The organism is Selenomonadales bacterium (assembly GCA_018335585.1).
In the GTDB taxonomy this organism is placed as follows: Bacteria; Bacillota; UBA994; order UBA994; family UBA994; genus UBA994.
Genome location: JAGXRZ010000052.1, coordinates 48,860 through 67,356, shown reverse-complemented (window position 1 = coordinate 67,356; position 18,497 = coordinate 48,860). Strand labels below are relative to the sequence as shown.

The following is an 18,497-nucleotide window of genomic DNA, read 5'->3' as shown; positions in this document are numbered from 1 at the left end:
CCGTTAAAGCTTTGAGCCGCGCAAGCGGGAACTAAGGTGGTACCGCGGGACGTCCCGCCCTTTATGGGCGCGGGCGTCTAATTTTTTTAAGGAGTGAGATTAATGCATGCGGACATCCCAAAAATCTATGACCCCAAGCAAGTAGAGACTAAGTGGTCGCAGTACTGGAATGAGCAAGCTTTCTTTACCCCTAGCAAGGAGGCTAAGGGGGAGCCCTTTACCATCGTTATTCCGCCGCCGAACGTGACAGACCGCCTGCACATCGGCCATGCCCTGAACAACACCTTGCAGGATGCCATTATCCGCATGAAGCGTATGCAGGGCTTTGACGCGCTCTGGCTACCCGGCACCGACCATGCCGGAATTGCCACACAGAACGTAGTCGAGCGCAGATTGATGCGCGAGGGTAAGTCACGCCACGACCTTGGCCGCGAAGCGTTTGTAACCGAGGTCTGGAAGTGGAAGGAACAGTACGGTAAGGAGATAACCGACCAGCTCAAGACGCTCGGCGCCTCGTGTGACTGGACGCGGGAGCGCTTTACCATGGACGAGGGCTGCAGCCGCGCCGTGCGCGAGACGTTTGTTAAGCTTTACCAACGCGGGCTGATTTACCGCGGCAGTTACATCGTTAACTGGTGCCCGCACTGCCGTACGGCTATTTCTGACGACGAAGTGGAGCACGCCGAGCGTCAGGGTAAGCTTTACTTGGTGCGCTATCCGTTAGTTAACGGGGGGCACATCACGGTGGCCACCACGCGCCCCGAGACCATCCTCGGCGATACCGCCATAGCGGTAAACCCAAGCGACGCGCGCTACCAAGACCTAATCGGACAGGAAGCCATACTCCCGGTGCTAGGACGTCGCATTCCCATAATTGCGGACGACTATGTCGATGCCGAGTTTGGCACCGGTGCGGTAAAAGTGACGCCTTCCCATGACCCCAATGACTTTGAAATCGCGGAGCGTCACGGCTTGCCGCATGTAAAGGTACTTAACCTTGATGGTACGATGAACGCCGAGGCCGGGCCCTACGCCGGGCTTGACCGCTACGAGTGCCGCAAACAGCTGCTACAGGAGCTTGCCGCAGGGGGGCTCTTGGTTGAAACGCGCGAGCATCAGATGCAGGTGGGCGAATGCTACCGCTGCGACACGACGATTGAGCCTTTGGTGTCCCGCCAGTGGTTTGTGCGCATGAAGCCGCTCGCCGAGCCGGCCCTAGCCGCGGTGCGCGAAGGCACCGTGCAGTTTGTGCCCGAGCGCTTCGCTAAGGTTTATCTGCATTGGGTGGAGAACGTAAAGGACTGGTGTATCTCGCGCCAAATCTGGTGGGGGCATACGCTTCCGGTATGGTACTGCGATTGTGGCGAAACAATCGTGGCCACCGACACCCCGGCTGCCTGCCCTAACTGCCACGGGCATACGCTCACGCAAGAGACAGATGTGCTGGATACATGGTTTAGCTCCGCCCTCTGGCCGTTTGAAACGCTTGGTTGGCCGGACGAACAGGCGAGCGACCTGCAGCGCTTCTTCCCGACGCAGGTGCTTGTCACCGGCTACGACATAATTTATTTCTGGGTAGCCCGCATGGTATTTATGTCCTACGAGTTGACGGGTAAACCTCCCTTTAGCCATGTGCTAATCCACGGCCTAGTTCGTGACGCAGAGGGCAGGAAAATGAGCAAATCTCTCGGCAACGGCATCGACCCCATGGCGGTAGTCGAATCGTTCGGCGCGGATACCCTGCGCTTTACGCTGCTCTCCGGCAATACCCCGGGGAATGATATGCGCTTCTACCAGGAGAAGTTAGAGGCAAACCGGGCGTTCTGCAACAAAATATGGAATGCCGCCCGCTTTGTCTTGCTTAACCTAGGGGAGAGCGACCTTGCCGCTAACGAGCTTCCGGACGACGGCCTACTAACGCTAGCCGATAAGTACATCCTCGCGCAACTCAACGCTACGACCGAGAATGTAACGCGCCTAATGGAGCAGTTTGAGTTTGGCGAGGCTGCCAGGCACCTCTACGACTTCCTCTGGAGTGAGTACTGCGACTGGTACATTGAAATGGCCAAGCCGGAGCTACAAGCCGGGGGCGAGCGCAAACAGACGACACTCCGCGTGCTTTGCTACACGCTCTCGCGCACACTAGAGATGCTCCATCCCTTTATGCCCTTTATTACCGAGGAGATCTGGCAGGCCCTGCCACACCGCGGCACATCAATTACGGTCGCAGCTTGGCCTAAGCACGCGGGCAAGGCAGATGATGACGCGCAAAAACAGATGGCAGCCCTAATGGAAGCCATTCGCACTATCCGTAACCTCAGGGCCGAGATGGGTGTACCGCCTTCACGTCGCCTAGAAGTGACCGTTGTTCCGGCTACCGCCGAGTGGGACTCAGTGTATAGGGCAGGCTCGCCCTACATTTTGGCTTTGGCGGGGGGCAAAGAAGTGAGCTTCGCGGAAACTAACCCCTTTGCCAAGGGAGAAGCCGTAAGCCTAGTCGTTACCGGCGCACAGATTCACCTGGCCCTAGCTCAACTTGTCGACGTACAGGCGGAGATTAAGCGCTTACAGACCGAACAGAGTGCGGTGCTTGCCGAGATTGACCGCGCGCGCGGAAAGTTGCAGAACGAGGGCTTTAGGGCTAAAGCTCCGGCCGCATTAATCGCTGCCGAAGAAGCCAAGCTTCTGGCCCACGAAACAAAACTTGCCCAACTCGAAAAGAGGTTAGCCGAGCTGCAATGAATTACCAGCAGGCAGTAGACTACATCCATGGGCTCGGAAGATTTGGGAGCGTCTTAGGGCTCGACCGCATGCAGACTGCGCTCGCCTATTTGGGGAACCCCGAGCGGCAACTCAAAGTGGTACATGTCGCGGGGACTAACGGCAAAGGCTCAACGTCAAGCATTATCGCGAGTATCCTAAGGAGCGCGGGCTTGCGGACAGGGCTTTACACGTCGCCTTACCTTGATTCGTTTACCAATCGCTTTGGCCTCGACGGAGACGATATTACCCCCGCAGGGTTAGTCGAGATGGTAGAACGGCTGCGGCCTGTCGCCGAGCATGTGGGATTGACGCAGTTTGAGTTTATCACCGCGCTCGCGCTCGTCTATTATGCGCAGCAGAAAACAGACGCCTTGGTCCTTGAAGTAGGACTTGGAGGGCGTTTTGACGCCACTAACGTAGTGACGCCCGCACTTAGCGTAATCACGAACATTGGCTTTGACCATATGGATGTGCTCGGCGACACGCTAGGCAAAATTGCCTTTGAGAAGGCAGGTATTATCAAACCGAGTGTGCCCGTGACAACTGCGGTGCTAGACAGTGAACCCTACGCCGTCATTGCCGAGGTAGCAGCGCAGAACAACGCACCCCTGCGCCTACTGGGGCGGGACTACAGCTTTGTTGCGCAAACGGCCTCGCTCGCCGGGCAGACGTTCGACTACCGGGGTCTTGAGGCCATCGAGAAGCTCTCAATATCACTGCTTGGTCCGCACCAGCTGCAAAATGCCGCTCTCGCCGTGGACGCCGCCTTGATGCTTAGGCAGCAAGGTTGGCCGATTGGCATCGAGCACGTCAGGCGGGGCGTCGCGGCGGCGCGCTGGCCGGGGCGGTTTGAGGTTATGCAGCATAGCCGCGCACGAGTCATTATGGATGGCGCGCATAACATGCATGGAATTAGCGCCCTTGTCGCCACGCTTCGCCAATACCTGCCGGGGCAAAAAGTTTTACTGGTAAGTGGGATTATGAAAGACAAAGAGCCGCAGGCAATGTTAGCGGCTCTCTCTCCCTACGTTAAATGCCTCTACGCCTGCGCGCCCGCGCTGCCGCGCGCTACTCCCGCAGGCGAGCTTTGCCTGCTGGCCGAAGCTCTAGGCCTACCCGCCGCAGCCTACACCTCGGTGGCCGATGCCCTAAGTGCCGCTATCGACGCTGCCCGAGAAAGCGGCGAAACCGTGCTTGTAGCAGGGTCCTTGTACACTGTGTCGGAGGCGAGGAGAGCTTTGAGCGGTGGGGCAATCGTGAATCATGAATCGTGAATCGTGAACAGGGGGCTTCAGCACGCAGCACGCAGCGCTCAGCTTGAAGGGTTGAAAGGTGGAAAGGTTAAATAGAGCCGGATACCACCGCGACACGCTCTACTGGGCACTGTGCACTGTGCACTGGGCACTCCCCTCTACCAAGAGCCAGGAGCCAGGAGCCAGCAACCCCCCCGTCATCCACCAAGTGCCAAGTGCCAAGTGCCAAGTGCAAAGTGCAAAGTGCAAAGTGCACACTCAACACACAAGAATTGTTGTATAATGAAAAGCAGGACTAGTTCCGCAAAAGGCAGCGGGGAGGACGGCACATGGTCGAACAGGCGGTGCTTGAGGTTGCATACCAAGTAGTTGGCGGTGACTTCAGCCAAGCTGGAGATGGAGCCTCGCGACTGAAGCGAGTTCTGCAGCAAATCGGATTAGCTCCCGCTTTATCAAGGAGAATAGCCGTCGCGGCTTACGAAGCCGAGCTTAATATTGTTATTCACGCCTACAGCGGCGTGCTTAAGGCCAAGGTGAGCCCCATCAAAGTAGAAGTGTGGGCCGAAGACCAAGGACCTGGCATTCCTGATGTAGAATTAGCTATGCAGGAAGGCTACTCAACCGCGCCGGACCACGTGCGAGCGCTTGGCTTTGGCGCGGGCATGGGCTTGCCAAACATGCGGCGCAACGCCGACGAGCTGGATATTAAGACAGTGTTAGGCGAGGGCACCGTTGTTTATATGTGCTTTGCCAATCGCGCCTAAGTGATTGAGGTAGCATATGACATACTTTCATTCCGTTAAGTTGCACGAAGACAGGTGCAAAGGCTGCACAAACTGCATTAAACGCTGTCCCACCGAAGCCATCCGCGTGCGACAGGGCAAGGCCGTAATCGATGACGCGCGGTGCGTAGATTGTGGCGAGTGCATCAGAGCCTGTCCGAATCGCGCTAAATCCGTAATCACCGACAGTCGGGCACTGCTTGACAGCAAGAAGTACAACGCCTGCCTAGTGGCCCCTTCATTCTTTGGCCAGTTTCGCAGTGAAGTGTCCTTAGGCAAAATTCTCTCCGGCATTAAGTCGCTTGGGTTTTCACATGTGCTCGAAGTCTCGCGCGCGGCAGACGTTGTAGCATCTGCCGTGGCCAAGCACTTACAGAGAGGAAACGCCCGCTATCCGGCACTTAGCACCAGTTGTCCTGCCGTGGTGCGCTTAGTACAAGTGCGCTTTCCAGACTTAATCGACCATTTCGTCCCCTTCGACGCACCGATGGAGGTAGCCGCCTATGCCGCGCGGCAGGAGATACAGAGCGCAACAGGGTGCACTGACGAGGAGGTAGGCGTCTTCTTCACTACTCCTTGTCCGGCTAAGGTCACGGCAGTGCATCAGCCCGTCGGGCAAGGTCACTCCCAGCTGACAGGCGCCTTCTCCATGGCTGATATATACGCCGATGTATTTAAGTCCCTGCCCAAAGTAACGCGTGAGGAGCCCGTGTACGGTTCTGCCCGCGGGTTAGCGTGGGCAGTGAGTGGCGGGGAGGGCATAGCTATCGCCAAGGACGAGTATCTAGCGGTAGACGGCCTGCAGCATGTCATTTCGCTGCTTGAGGAAGTGGAGCTTGGCAGACTGCGGTCCGTAAAATACATCGAGGGGCAGGCTTGCATCGGCGGCTGTGTAGGCGGGGTACTGGTAGTAGAGAATCCCTTTATCGCCCGCGTGCGCATTGCGAGAATGGCGCAGCGCCTCGAAGGCGCATCCTTACCACAACTTGACCTACCGCCCTCTGCGCTCGCTCTGCGGCAGACGCTTCTCCCGCGGCCCTTCCTGCAGCTTGACGGGAACATCGAAGTCGCACTGCAGAAACTAAACGACTTGGAAGCGTTAGTCGAGCAGCTGCCCATGTTAGACTGTGGGGCGTGCGGGGCACCGCATTGTCGAGCGCTAGCCGAAGATATAGTAAGGGGTAGTGCTAGCCAGAGTGACTGCGTTTTTGTCCTGCGCAAGCAGGTGAGTGCTTTGGCGGGCGAGCTGATGGACTTAGCAGGAAAACTACCGCCAGCCATGGGGCGCGGGTAGTAACCGATTTGCACTAAAGAGGAGACTGACTGACGATGAATCTCAAGGCACTGGTAGAAGCACTCGACTTGCGCGTAGTATGCGGTGAGGAGCACCTCGAGCGGCATGTATCCGGCGGGTACGTTTCCGATATGCTAAGTGATGTTTTAGCACACGGCGCCCTTGATTGCGTATGGGTGACGCGCCAGTCGCATCGCAACGTTATCGCCGTGGCCTCTCTGCTCGGACTTGCGGCGGTTGTCCTCGTTAACTGCAAAGAGCCGTCGCCGGAGCTAGTCAGTAAAGCTCAAGCGGAGAGTGTCGTGGTACTATTTAGCGAGGTGCCAGCGTTTGAGCTTGTCGGCAAAATGTATGCCCTAGGGATTAAGGGGTGTCACCGTGCCTAAGGTGCGCTGTGACCTGCATATTCACAGCGCCTTATCCCCGTGTGCGTCGCCGGAGATGACGCCAAGAAACATCGTCAATATGGCCCTGTTGGTCGGCGCACAGGTCATTGCCGTGACCGACCACAATACGGCGCGCAATGCCCGCGCCGTAACCGAGGCAGCGGGGGATCGGCTGATAGTAGTCCCGGGGCTTGAAGTTTGGTCGCGAGAAGACGTGCATATCCTGTGCTTGTTTCCAAACCTCGCTGTCGCCGAGAGTTTCGACTGCTACGTATTTGACGCTTTGCCTAGCAGGCGATGCGACGCCGAAGTGTTTGGCCAGCAATACTTGTTCGATGCCGAGAGCAAAATCATTGGCTGGGAAGACAAACTGCTTCTGTCGCCGACCTCGCTCTCTGTAGATGACATTTGCTGGGAGGCAGCGCGGCTCGGCGGGGTAGTGATACCTGCACATGTAGATAAGAGCTACGGCATGGCTGTGCAGCTAGGATTTGTACCTGAACACCTAGGAGTGCGCGTAGTAGAGGTGTCTAAGCGCGGCAAGCAGCCCGCATCGACGCGCAGCTATCCTTATGTCGTCAACTCCGACGCACACAACCTCTCAACGCTCGCCGGGAGTACCCCTTGGGAACTCGATATTGCACTATCATCGCCGTTAGGCGTTATAATGGCGCTCTCAAAGTACTAATTTATGGCGCTGCTAGTGAAAATCATCACCAGACAAGTTAAGGAGGTATCTAGATGTCAGTCTGCAAATGTGGCTCTAACGTCGAACACGACCCGCGTTGGGAAATCCTAGAGGATATACTCAACGCACATCGCGGCAATGCCGGCGCGCTGATTCAAGTGCTGCACGCCGCGCAAGATGTATTTGGCTATGTCTCAGAGGAAGTGCAGGAGAAGGTGGCAGAGGCTCTTAACGTACCGCTAAGTGAGGTGTACGGAGTAACGACGTTTTACTCTCTCTTCTCGCTCAAGCCGCGCGGTAAGTATAAAATTGGGGTGTGTCTGGGCACGGCATGTTATGTGCGCGGCGCCGCGCAAGTGCTTGCCGAGCTAGAGAAAGAGCTAAGCATCAAGGTAAACGACACTACTCCCGACGGCAAGTTCACTCTCGAGGTTACGCGCTGCATCGGCGCCTGCGGCCTTGCGCCGGTAATTACAATTAATGAGGATGTGTACGGGCGTCTGCAGGTAGAGAAAGTAAAAGAGGTCCTCACTAAATACTAAGATGGAAGAGATAGCGCTACACATCCTTGACTTAGTACAGAACTGCGTAGAAGCAGGTGCATCGGAGGTTGGCATTGCCATCACCGAATGCAGGCAGGAGAATCGCCTGACCGTAAAGATAAGCGATAACGGCAGAGGTATGGACCAAGCGACGTTAACGGCTGTGACTGACCCGTTCTTCACTACGCGCACTACGCGCAAAGTGGGACTGGGCATTCCTCTGCTCAAGGCGGCCGCCGAGCAGTGTAACGGTTCCTTCTCCATCACCTCGTCCCCAGGAAAGGGCACGGAAGTTGTCGCGATTTTTGCCCTAGACCATATCGATAGGGCGCCCTTAGGTAGCATGGCCGACACGCTAGCAGCCGTGTTTGCGGTGCACCATGTCGACGTGGTCTATCGGCACGAGGTAGATGGGGAAGTATTTTTGCTTGACAGTAGAGAGATTAGACAATTGTGTGGCGACGAGATTAAGAACCCGCGCATCATTGCGTGGCTCAGGGATTACATTGCGGAACATGAGAAGCAAGTGGGGGGAGAGCAGTGAAGACGGTTGCCGATTTGCGCAAGCTGCGTGAAGAAGTTCGCCAAATGACTAAGCTCCGCGAGGGAGAGCCCGAAGTGCGGATAAACGTAACCATGGGTACTTGTGGCATTGCCGCAGGAGCGCGCGAGACGCTTAATGCATTTATGCAGGAGATTGCCGCGCGCGGCCTAGTGGGTGTTTCTGTGACGCCGGTGGGCTGCATGGGGCTATGCGACCGCGAACCTATCGTGGAGGTTAACGCCAACGGGGTTCGCACGCTGTATGCGCGCGTCAATGCCGAGAAAGCACGTCGTATCGTGCGCGAGCACGTGCAGGGTGGCCGGGTCATAGAAGACTGGGTTACGCGCAACTAGGAGGGGTTATCTTGAATCTGTTTAGATCACATGTGCTTGTGTGCGCTGGGGCCGGTTGCGTGTCCTCCGGGTGTTTGGTGACGGAGGAGGCGCTCGTAGACGAAATCGCTAAGCTAGGACTTGACCGAGAAATCAAGGTAATCGAGACGGGATGTATCGGCACCTGCGATTTGGGCCCGGTTCTGGTCGTTTACCCAGAAGGAATTTTTTATCGTAATGTGACCGCTGCAGACGCCAGGGAAATCGCGAACGAGCATTTACTCAAAGGTCGCCCGGTACAGCGCCTTTTGTACCGCGATCCCTTAACCAGCCAAATAGTTCAGACTTACGGCGAGATGGAGTTTTTCAATCGTCAGCTGCGTATCGCGCTGCGTAATACCGGCGTCATCAACCCGGAAGTAATCGAGGAGTACATTGCCCGCGACGGCTATGAAGCTCTAGCGCGCGTGCTGACGACCATGACCGGCGAAGAGGTCATTGCGACGATTAAGGCTTCCGGCTTACGCGGTCGGGGCGGCGCGGGCTTTCCCACGGGTCTTAAGTGGCAGTTCACGGCGCAGGCTCCCTCCGAAGTTAAGTACGTGGTCTGTAATGCCGACGAGGGCGACCCCGGTGCCTTTATGGACCGCAGCATCTTAGAGGGCGACCCACATGCCGTGATTGAAGCTATGGCCATTGCGGGCTTTGCCGTGGGCGCTAACCAAGGGTACGTCTACGTGCGCGCCGAGTACCCTCTAGCGGTAAAGCGGCTACAGCACGCTATCGAACAGGCGCGTGAGTATGGCTTCATTGGGGATAATATCTTTGGTACAGGCTTTAGGTTTGACCTAGAGATACGCGTCGGCGCCGGAGCCTTTGTCTGCGGTGAAGAAACTGCGCTCATCGCTTCCATCGAAGGAAGGCGCGGTGAGCCGCGGCCCCGTCCGCCCTACCCAGCCGCCAAGGGGTTGTGGGGCAAGCCTACTCTCATTAACAACGTCGAAACCTTTGCCAACATCTGTCCCATCATTTTGCACGGCGCGGCCTGGTACGCGCGCATCGGCACCGAAAAAAGCAAAGGCACAAAGGTCTTCGCTGTGGCCGGCAACATCAACAATACCGGCTTAGTGGAAGTTCCCATGGGCATTACGCTCAGGCAGTTAGTGTTCGATGTGTGCGGCGGCATTCCCGGCGGCAAGGAGTTTAAGGCGGCACAGACGGGCGGTCCTTCGGGCGGCTGCCTGACGAAGGAACACCTAGAGATTCCTATGGAATACGAGACGCTCCTGCAGGCCGGCAGTATGATGGGTTCAGGCGGTCTGATTGTCATGGATGAGAACGCCTGCATGGTGGATATGGCGCGCTTCTTCTTAGATTTTACGCGCGATGAATCCTGTGGTAAATGCACGCCGTGTCGTATCGGCACTAAGCGCATGCTAGAGATACTAGACCGCATCACGGCAGGGGAAGGGCGCGAAAGCGATATTCCCGCACTGCTAGCTCTAGCCGAAAACATCAAGTCGACCTCGCTGTGCGGGCTCGGGCAGTCTGCACCGAATCCGGTGCTCTCCATGCTTAAGCAGTTCCGCGCCGAGTACGAGGCGCATATCTACGATAAGCGCTGCCCGGCAGGAGCATGTCAAGCGTTGCTAAACTTTAATATTATCCCGGACAAGTGTCGCGGTTGCGGTCTCTGCGCAAGAGTTTGCCCGACTGCCGCGATTAAGGGTAAGCCTAAAGAGCTATATCGCATCGAACGCCAGAAGTGTGTCAAGTGTAGCGCCTGTCTAGAAAAGTGTCCGTTTGGCGCAGTAGTGCGGGCTTAACGTGGAGGTGCAAGCATGCAGGAAATGATTAAAGTAACCATAGACGGCCGCGTGGTTGAGGTTGCGGAGGGCAGCACTGTACTGCAGGCCGCTCGCGCAGCCGGCGTAGACATTCCCACACTCTGCTACATGGAAGGCATTAATGAAATTGGCGCGTGCCGCGTCTGTTTGGTGGAACTCGAAGGAGGGCGCGGATTGCAGGCTGCCTGCGTCCTGCCGGCTACAACGGGCATGTCTGTGCGCACAAACACTCCCGCGGTACGCAAGGCGCGCAAGATGAATGTAGAGCTCTTGCTCTCTAACCATCCCACCACCTGCCTTACCTGTGCCCGCAATACCAACTGCGAATTGCAGAAGTTATCACACGACCTCGGCGTGACAGCGGTACCGTGGGTCGGCGAGAAGTCTGACTGGCCGCTTGACCTGTCGAACCCCGCCCTCTTTCGCGACCCCAACAAGTGTATCCTATGTCGGCGCTGCATGGCAGTTTGCCACGCCGTGCAAGGTGTAGGCGTTCTTTCCACAGTGGCCAGAGGCTTTGAGACAGTGGTCAGCCCGGATGCGAACAGGCCGCTCGGACAGGCTGCCTGCGTCTTCTGCGGGCAGTGTTCCGCAGTTTGTCCGACCGGCGCAATCACCGAAGTAGACGCTATCGAACCCGTGTTCAGTGCCATCGGCACGGGGAAACACACAGTCGTGCAGGTTGCCCCGGCTGTGCGCGTAGCGATTGGCGAGGAATTTGGCTTGCCCCGCGGCGCAGTTACCACGGGCCAAATGGTCACGGGCCTGCGCATGCTCGGCTTCTCGGCCGTCTTCGATACCGATTTCGCGGCCGACCTTACTATCTTGGAAGAGGCCAACGAGTTGATTCACAGAATAACGCACGGCGGCGTGCTGCCGCTCGTTACCTCGTGCAGCCCCGGGTGGGTTAAGTTTGCGGAGCATTATTTCCCCGAGTTCCTGCCGCATCTCTCTACCTGTAAGTCACCGCAGCAGATGATGGCCGCGCTAATTAAGAGCTATTACGCGGAGAAGGTAGTGAAACTACCGGCAGAAAAAATCTTCTCGGTCTCTGTTATGCCTTGTACGGCTAAGAAATACGAGGCGGCTCGCAGCGAAATGGGACACGACGGACAGCGGGATTTAGACGCAGTACTGACGACGCGCGAGCTAGCGCGTATGTTCCGTACGGCAGGTATAGATCTAGCCAGTCTCCCCACGTCGGAGTTTGATGCACCGCTCGGCTTGTCGACAGGTGCCGGGGTTATCTTCGGCGCGAGCGGCGGCGTAATGGAGGCAGCCTTGCGCACCGCTTACGAATGGATAGCTAAAGAACCGCTCGAGCAGCTTGACTTTGTACAAGTCCGCGGCATGCATGGCGTGCGGGAGGCTACAGTCGATATCCCACGGCTTGGCACGATTAGGGTAGCCGTCGTCAGCGGCCTCGCTAATGCCCGCGAGCTGCTCTCGCGCATTGAGTCAGGTGAGAGCTATCACTTTATCGAAATCATGGGCTGTCCTAGCGGGTGTCTCGGCGGCGGCGGTCAGCCTCGTACGCGGCGCGAAGACGCTATGGAAGCGAAGCAGGCTCGCCAAAGCAGTATCTACGCGATTGACAAGGGGCAGAAGCTGCGCAAGAGCCATGAGAATCCTGCGGTGCAACGTCTCTACGAAGTCTACCTCGGTGAAGTAGGCGGCGAAAAAGCGCATCACCTCTTGCATACTTCGTATACGGCGCGCGGTCGTTTCCCGTGGAGAAAGCAGTAGGATAATAGTAGAGACAAAATCTCTGGAGCGGTGTCGAAACCGCTCTTTTTTTCCGTCGATAAAGATGTCGCAAGTTATTGTTTTGTCAAGCTCAGTCGTGTAGACTGAAAAGAGTGTTACGCGTTTACTCTGCATTCTAGGAGTGACTGAGAGTGGCTAGATCTTATACTGGGGGAGTACATCCTCCCTGTCGGAAGGACAGGACGTGTTCCCTACCTATTGAACGCCTGCCTGCGCCTAAGACCGTGGTCATCCCTTTGCTGCAGCATATCGGAGCGACAAATGCTTCACTCGTGGCAGTAGGTGACAGAGTGCTGTTAGGGCAGAAAATTGGCGAGAGCGAGGCAGCAATTGCCTGTCCCGTGCATGCTTCGGTTTCCGGCCGCGTTACGGCCATAGAGAAGCGGGCGCACCCAAACGGGCGCGAGGTGCTGTCGGTAGTCATTGAGAATGATTATGCCGATGAAGTGCATCCGTCAATAGAGCCGAAGCGCTTAGAGGATTTGTCCCCGGCCGACTTAGTGACCTGGATTCGCGAAGCCGGGATTGTCGGCATGGGGGGCGGCGGCTTCCCTACGCATATTAAGCTCACCCCTCCGGCCGGAGTGACTTTAGACGCTGTGCTGCTTAACGGAGCCGAGTGCGAACCGTATCTCACTACAGACCACCGCATTATGGTGGAGTGGGCACAAGACGTGGTGCTCGGGTTAAAGTGCCTGATGAAAGCAACCGGCGTTGCGCGTGGCTTTATCGGGATTGAGCTTAACAAGCAAGACGCTATTGCCGAGCTCCGCGGGGCGATAGCGAACGACCCTAATATTAGCATTGTTCCCCTAGCGGTAAAGTACCCCCAAGGGGCCGAGCAGCAACTGATTGCCGCCTGCCTGGGGCGCCGGGTTCCTAAGGGCAAGCGTCCTGTCCATATCGGCGTGATCGTAAACAACGTGCATACGGCACAGGCCATAGCCGCGAGTCTGCGCACAGGGTGGCCTTCCATCGAACGCGTGGTAACGGTTGACGGAGCCTGCGTAGAGCGCCCGGGCAATGTCTTAGTGCGCATCGGCACTACTTTCGGCGACATATTGGCAGCGAGGGGCCTCGTGGGCGAGCCACACAAGCTGCTTTCCGGCGGCCCGATGATGGGTATGGCCATGTATACGCCAAACGTACCGGTATGCAAGTGCACCTCGGGCATTCTCGCGTTGTCCCGTGCCGAGTCTCCTGCTGCCGAGGCCATGACCTGCGTGCGCTGTGCTGCATGTATAGACGCCTGTCCGATGCTCATTTACCCAACCCTCATTGCGCAGTATGGTGAGCGCGGCCGTACGGAGGAAGCAGAGAAGTACGGCGCCTTAGAATGCCATGAGTGCGGGGCCTGCACCTATGTTTGCCCGTCGCGCATTCCTTTGGTACAGTGGATACGGCGTGCGAAGTCAGACATTTACGCAGAGCGCAACCGCGGTAGCTAGAGGAGGAAGCACACAAAATGGAGATTAAAAAGCTTCTGGTATCGTCCTCTCCTCATGTACACAGCCAAAACAGCGTGCGGCGGGCCATGCTTTGGGTGTTAGCTGCGTTAGCGCCGGCCTCTCTGTTCGCCGTCTACTACTATGGCGCTTACGTCCTGCTGCTCTTAGTTGCAGGAATTGCGTCTGCCGTTCTTTGCGAAGCGTTAATTCTTAAACTGCGGCATAAACCCATCTCGCCTGCTTTCGACGGCAGTGCCGCCGTGACAGGCCTGCTCTTGGCGCTTAACGTCCCCGCCGGCGCACCTTGGTGGTTGGTGGCCATTGGCGCGGTTTTAGCCATCGGCATTGGAAAACAGGTCTTTGGCGGCATCGGACACAACCCCTTTAACCCAGCCTTGGCGGCGCGTGCAATTCTCGTCGTTTCCTGGCCGGCACGCATGACTAGCTGGGTCGGGCCGGGGTTAGTTTCAGCCGCAACGCCGCTGGCTGCCTACCGCGCAGGGAATGCCGTGCCCTCCCATTTTGACTTGTTCCTTGGGTTTAGGCCCGGGAGTCTTGGCGAAATGTCGGTCTTTCTTCTGTTAGTTGGGGGTCTGCTGCTCATTAATCTCAAGATCATTGATTGGAAAATACCGGCCTCCTTCATAGGTACCGTGGCGCTCTTAACATGGATATTGCCGCGGGAAGGGCAAACCGCGTTCTTTGCCGGCGACCCAATCTTTCATGTGCTATCCGGCGGACTCATACTCGGCGCGTTTTTTATGGCCACGGACTGGACAACCTCACCTATTACTAAGCGGGGGCGCATTGTGATGGGTGTCGGTGCCGGCATTATAACGGCTATCATTAGGCTTTACGGCGGCTTGCCGGAGGGAGTAACTTTCGCTATCTTGATTATGAATGCCTGTACACCACTGATTGACCGTTACACACTCGGGAAGAGCTTTGGCTCTGTACGGGGGGCAGCGTAAAATGAACGACCTAAGAGTATTTTGGCGCGGTATTTTCGACGAGAACCCGACCTTTAGGCTACTCCTCGGCATGTGCCCTACGCTAGCCGTGTCCATTGCTGCCGGACAAGGACTAGGCATGGGGTTGGCGGCGACGGCGGTGCTCGTAGCTAGCAATATCCTTATTTCCCTCCTGCGGTCTGTTATACCCGACAAAATCCGTATCCCGTGTTTTATCGTTGTCATCGCCACATTTGTCACCATGGTCGACCTGATTATGGCGGCGTTTGTACCTGGGTTGCACGAGGTGCTAGGCATCTTTATCCCGCTTATTGTTGTTAACTGCATTATTCTGCAGCGCGCCGAGGCTTTCGCTTCTAAGAACGGCGTATGGCGGTCGACGCTCGACGGCCTAGGTATGGGGGTAGGGTTTACGCTCGCGCTGGTCTTGGTCTCAGCTATCAGAGAAATCCTCGGTTCCGGAACGCTTTTTGGGCTAGAGATTCTTGGGTTCTGGCAGTCGTTTGAGCCGATGGGGATTATGGTCTCTCCGCCGGGTGCCTTCATAGTGCTTGGCCTCTTAATCGGACTTATCAACTTTCTTAGCCTGCGTAAGGCGTAGGGGGTGGGAGCATGAATCAAATTGCCGTTATCTTCTTTAGTGCGATTCTCATCAACAACTTTGTCCTGATTCGCTTCCTAGGAATATGCCCCTTCTTGGGTATCTCGCAAAAGATAGAGACCGCACTGGGCATGAGCCTTGCCGTCGTCTTCGTAATGACCGTTGCTTCCTTAGCCACGTGGATAGTGCAGACCTATCTCTTGCTGCCCTATGACCTCGTGTACTTGCGGACGATTGTCTTTATTTTGGTCATCGCCGTGTTGGTGCAGTTTGTGGAGATGGTTATTCAAAAGAGCAGCCCGACGCTTTACCAAGCGTTAGGCGTCTATCTTCCTCTCATTACGACCAATTGCGCGGTGCTCGGTGTCACCATTCTTAACCTTAACGAGGCCTATAACCTCGTTGAAGCGCTAGTGCATGGGTTTGCGGCGGCGGTGGGGTTTGGGTTGGCCATCGTGGTGTTTGCCGGCATTAGGGAAAGACTAGAGCTCGCCGAGATTCCGGAGGCACTGCAGGGCTTTCCCATTGCTCTAATTATCGCGGGGCTGTTGTCGATTTCCTTCTTCGGATTTCAGGGCTTGCTATAGGGAGGCCGGGCCATGCAGATAGATCTACGTTCCGTTTTGCTCGCACTTGGTTCGTTAGGTGCGCTAGGGCTGCTTTTTGGCGCAGGTCTGGCCATAGCCGCCAAGAAGTTCGCCGTGCAGGCCGACCCGCTGTACACAGAGGTGTTGGCGGTGCTGCCCGGTGCTAACTGCGGCGCCTGCGGCTATCCGGGCTGTGCAGGGTACGCCGGAGCTGTTTCCAAGCGATTAGTCGCGATTGACAAGTGTCCTGTCGGCGGCAACGACTTGCTGAGTAACTTGGGGCGCCTAATGGGAATCGAAGCTAAGCTCACAGCCGACCGTCTCGTAGCTACACCCTACTGCGATGGCGGGTGTGCCGAGGCCCCTACGCGCTTTAACTACGAGGGCATACAGGATTGCGTGGCGGTCGTTGCTCTCTCCGGCGGAGATAAAGCCTGCCAGTATGGCTGTGTGGGCTACGGCACTTGTGTCAAGTTATGTAAGTTTGGCGCCATTACCATGGATGATAACCGTATCCCGGTAGTGAATACGGAGAAGTGCACCGCGTGTGGCTTGTGTGTGGCGGGATGTCCCAAAGACATTTTCAGCCTACGGCCAAGTGGGAAGCACGTGCATATTCGCTGTCGTTCGCACGACAAGGGGGCGGTAGTGCGCAAAGTCTGTTCCGTCGGGTGCATTGCCTGCTCACAGTGCGTGAAAGTATGCCCGGTAGATGCCATTACCATGAACAATTTCCTAGCGGAAATCGACTACGAGAAATGCATTAACTGCGGTCGTTGTGTAGAAAAGTGCCCAACTAAGACAATCCACTCCGGACTTTAGTCACCGAATTGGCCGGGCCGCGTGCTCGGCCCTCTCTCTAGGAGGATGAATGAAGAATATCGCTGTAGTGCTGGCCCTGGCTATACTTTTGGTAGCTGTCGCCTGGGTCGGACAAACTAGGGTTATAGTGCGGCGCGCAGAGCGAGAAGTGCTGCTTATGGATACCTTTGTGCGGCTCGTAGTGCACGGGCGCCAATCGCAGGCTGCTCTGGATGATATAATAGACGCCACGGTCAAGGAAATGGCACGCTTAGAGAGCGTTCTGTCGGCTCATGCGGCGGGGAGTGACGTGGACAAGCTTAACACCGCAGCCACCGCACCGCGCGTGGTTAGTGACGAGACTATCGCCGTGCTGGAGCGGGCTAAGCAAGTTTACGAACGCAGTCAGGGTGCCTTTGATGTAACCATCGGCGCACTGATGCGAGCGTGGGGGTTTGGCACTGACGCGCGTGCCGTGCCAACGCCTGCAGCCTTGGCAGAGGCTTTGCCCGGGGTAGGTTTTGAACACGTAGAGATGGACGTGTCGCAGCGCACCGTACGGCTAACTCACCCCAACACTCAGCTTGACCTTGGCGGCGTCGCCAAAGGCTATATTGTCGACCAAGCCATTCTGTTTCTGGCACAGCGCGGCATCACCAATGCTTTTGTCGAAGCCGGCGGAGACGTGCGCGTTCTAGGTGGCTTCCCGGGGCAGTTTATTTGGGAGAAGCCGCGTGCCGTGAGAATCGGCGTGCAGCATCCGACACAACCGGACGCGTTAATCGCCGTCGTTTCTACCTATGGCGGCGCTGTCCTGACCTCGGGCGATTACGAGCGCTACTTTATCCAAGACGGCGTACGTTACACGCATATCGTAGACCCGCGCACCGGGATGACAGTGCGCGGTATCGCTAGTGCAACGATTGTAGCCCCGGAGGCCGCGCTAGCCGATGCGATAGCTACGGCAGCCATGGTGCTAAATGTCGAGCAGGGAATAGCTCTGATTGAGTCTTTTCCCGGTGTAATGGGACTACTGGTAACAGAAGACGGCACCGTGGTGATGTCACAAGGCATGTCAGCCATAACTGAGCTTACGGGTAGGTAACCGACATGCAGGCAAACAGGATGGTGCGCTTGGCGTTACTTGTGGCAGGAGCTGCGGCGCTGCACGCGGTAGAAGGCGCGATGCCAAATCCCCTAATTGTCACGCTAGGACCAGGTGCCAAGCTGGGATTAGCGAACGTAGTAACGGTAGCAGTAGTTATGCGCTACGGCTTGCGCGACGCACTGGTAGTAGCGGTTTTGCGTGCGCTACTGGGCAGCCTGCTCGGTGGCACTTTTCTCACTTTGGGTTTCTTCCTGAGCCTAAGCGGTGCGGTAGTCAGCGCAGCCGGAATGGGGCTTGCTTATCTGATTTTTGGTAGTCGGCTCAGCGCGGTAGGACTTAGTCTGCTTGGAGCGCTTCTCCACAACCTCGCTCAGCTGACAGTCGCGTCGCTTTTGGCGCGTCATTTCGGTCTCTTTGTGCACCTGCCTTACCTGATGTTGATGGCGATTCCCACCGGGTATTTTGTAGGTGTAATAGGTGCACTGTTAGGTCGCTATCTTGCCCAAAGTAACATGCGAAAGGGTGGGCCGCGTGAAGTCTAAGCGCAATACTTGGATGCTCTTGGTGTTCCTCATCGTAGGTCTTTTCCTGGGTGGCCTCCTAGGCGAACTGGCTACTCCCGTACTGCCGTTCCTCGCCTTATCGAGTCCGACCTACGGTCTCTATCCGCCCCTCACCTTGACACTCGGCCCCCTGACGCTTGTCTTTGGGGTTACCCTGCAGGTGTCGGTCGCGATGGTCTTCGGACTGATGCTCGCCTACTTGGCCTACCGTGCCCTCTAA

19 protein-coding genes are annotated in these 18,497 nt (G+C 56.7%); all 19 read left to right on the top strand.

What is annotated here, in order from left to right:
- The first annotated feature begins 102 nt into the window (after positions 1-102).
- The 19 genes from KGZ66_10060 (at position 103) to KGZ66_09970 (ending at position 18,497) form a co-directional block, all read left to right on the top strand.
- Positions 103-2,742 carry a valine--tRNA ligase gene (locus KGZ66_10060; GenBank protein ID MBS3985925.1) on the top strand — a complete coding sequence of 880 codons (2,640 nt, stop codon included), beginning with the start codon at positions 103-105 and terminating at the stop codon, positions 2,740-2,742.
- Positions 2,739-4,037: a bifunctional folylpolyglutamate synthase/dihydrofolate synthase gene (locus KGZ66_10055; protein MBS3985924.1), complete on the top strand. Its 1,299-nt coding sequence runs from the start codon at positions 2,739-2,741 to the stop codon at positions 4,035-4,037. The genes KGZ66_10060 and KGZ66_10055 overlap by 4 nt, the downstream gene beginning before the upstream one ends.
- Positions 4,038-4,345: 308 nt before the next feature.
- Positions 4,346-4,780: an ATP-binding protein gene (locus KGZ66_10050; protein MBS3985923.1), complete on the top strand. Its 435-nt coding sequence runs from the start codon at positions 4,346-4,348 to the stop codon at positions 4,778-4,780.
- Between the two features lie 16 nt (positions 4,781-4,796).
- Positions 4,797-6,092 (top strand): 4Fe-4S binding protein, encoded by a 1,296-nt coding sequence (locus tag KGZ66_10045; protein ID MBS3985922.1) that lies wholly within the window; start codon positions 4,797-4,799, stop codon positions 6,090-6,092.
- 35 nt (positions 6,093-6,127) lie between these two features.
- Positions 6,128-6,478: a serine kinase gene (locus tag KGZ66_10040; protein ID MBS3985921.1), complete on the top strand. Its 351-nt coding sequence runs from the start codon at positions 6,128-6,130 to the stop codon at positions 6,476-6,478.
- Positions 6,471-7,166: a PHP domain-containing protein gene (locus KGZ66_10035; GenBank protein ID MBS3985920.1), complete on the top strand. Its 696-nt coding sequence runs from the start codon at positions 6,471-6,473 to the stop codon at positions 7,164-7,166. Before KGZ66_10040 ends, KGZ66_10035 begins: the two co-directional genes overlap by 8 nt.
- A gap of 53 nt (positions 7,167-7,219) precedes the next feature.
- Entirely contained in the window at positions 7,220-7,708 is a 489-nt protein-coding gene (gene nuoE, locus KGZ66_10030) for an NADH-quinone oxidoreductase subunit NuoE (protein ID MBS3985919.1), read from the top strand.
- A gap of 1 nt (position 7,709) precedes the next feature.
- A complete protein-coding gene (locus KGZ66_10025; protein MBS3985918.1) occupies positions 7,710-8,252 on the top strand; it encodes an ATP-binding protein in 543 nt (180 codons plus the stop codon).
- Positions 8,249-8,605, top strand: a complete 357-nt coding sequence (locus KGZ66_10020; GenBank protein MBS3985917.1) for a (2Fe-2S) ferredoxin domain-containing protein — start codon at positions 8,249-8,251, stop codon at positions 8,603-8,605. Before KGZ66_10025 ends, KGZ66_10020 begins: the two co-directional genes overlap by 4 nt.
- A gap of 11 nt (positions 8,606-8,616) precedes the next feature.
- Positions 8,617-10,410, top strand: coding sequence for an NADH-quinone oxidoreductase subunit NuoF (nuoF, locus tag KGZ66_10015; GenBank protein ID MBS3985916.1), 1,794 nt, complete (start codon positions 8,617-8,619; stop codon positions 10,408-10,410).
- 15 nt (positions 10,411-10,425) lie between these two features.
- Positions 10,426-12,177: a [FeFe] hydrogenase, group A gene (locus tag KGZ66_10010; GenBank protein ID MBS3985915.1), complete on the top strand. Its 1,752-nt coding sequence runs from the start codon at positions 10,426-10,428 to the stop codon at positions 12,175-12,177.
- A 152-nt stretch (positions 12,178-12,329) separates the two neighbouring features.
- Entirely contained in the window at positions 12,330-13,646 is a 1,317-nt protein-coding gene (gene rsxC, locus KGZ66_10005) for an electron transport complex subunit RsxC (protein MBS3985914.1), read from the top strand.
- A 17-nt stretch (positions 13,647-13,663) separates the two neighbouring features.
- The gene (locus tag KGZ66_10000) at positions 13,664-14,617 is read left to right on the top strand and encodes an RnfABCDGE type electron transport complex subunit D (protein ID MBS3985913.1); all 954 of its coding nucleotides are present in this window, start codon (positions 13,664-13,666) and stop codon (positions 14,615-14,617) included.
- 1 nt (position 14,618) lies between these two features.
- The gene (locus KGZ66_09995; protein MBS3985912.1) at positions 14,619-15,218 is read left to right on the top strand and encodes an electron transport complex subunit E; all 600 of its coding nucleotides are present in this window, start codon (positions 14,619-14,621) and stop codon (positions 15,216-15,218) included.
- Between the two features lie 11 nt (positions 15,219-15,229).
- Complete coding sequence (rsxA, locus tag KGZ66_09990) at positions 15,230-15,805, top strand: electron transport complex subunit RsxA (protein ID MBS3985911.1); 576 nt, start codon at positions 15,230-15,232, stop codon at positions 15,803-15,805.
- A gap of 12 nt (positions 15,806-15,817) precedes the next feature.
- Positions 15,818-16,627, top strand: coding sequence for an RnfABCDGE type electron transport complex subunit B (locus KGZ66_09985; GenBank protein ID MBS3985910.1), 810 nt, complete (start codon positions 15,818-15,820; stop codon positions 16,625-16,627).
- A gap of 49 nt (positions 16,628-16,676) precedes the next feature.
- Positions 16,677-17,711, top strand: a complete 1,035-nt coding sequence (locus tag KGZ66_09980; GenBank protein MBS3985909.1) for an FAD:protein FMN transferase — start codon at positions 16,677-16,679, stop codon at positions 17,709-17,711.
- A gap of 5 nt (positions 17,712-17,716) precedes the next feature.
- On the top strand, positions 17,717-18,256 hold the full coding sequence (locus KGZ66_09975) for a Gx transporter family protein (protein MBS3985908.1): 540 nt from the start codon (positions 17,717-17,719) through the stop codon (positions 18,254-18,256).
- Positions 18,246-18,497 (top strand): hypothetical protein, encoded by a 252-nt coding sequence (locus KGZ66_09970; GenBank protein MBS3985907.1) that lies wholly within the window; start codon positions 18,246-18,248, stop codon positions 18,495-18,497. Before KGZ66_09975 ends, KGZ66_09970 begins: the two co-directional genes overlap by 11 nt.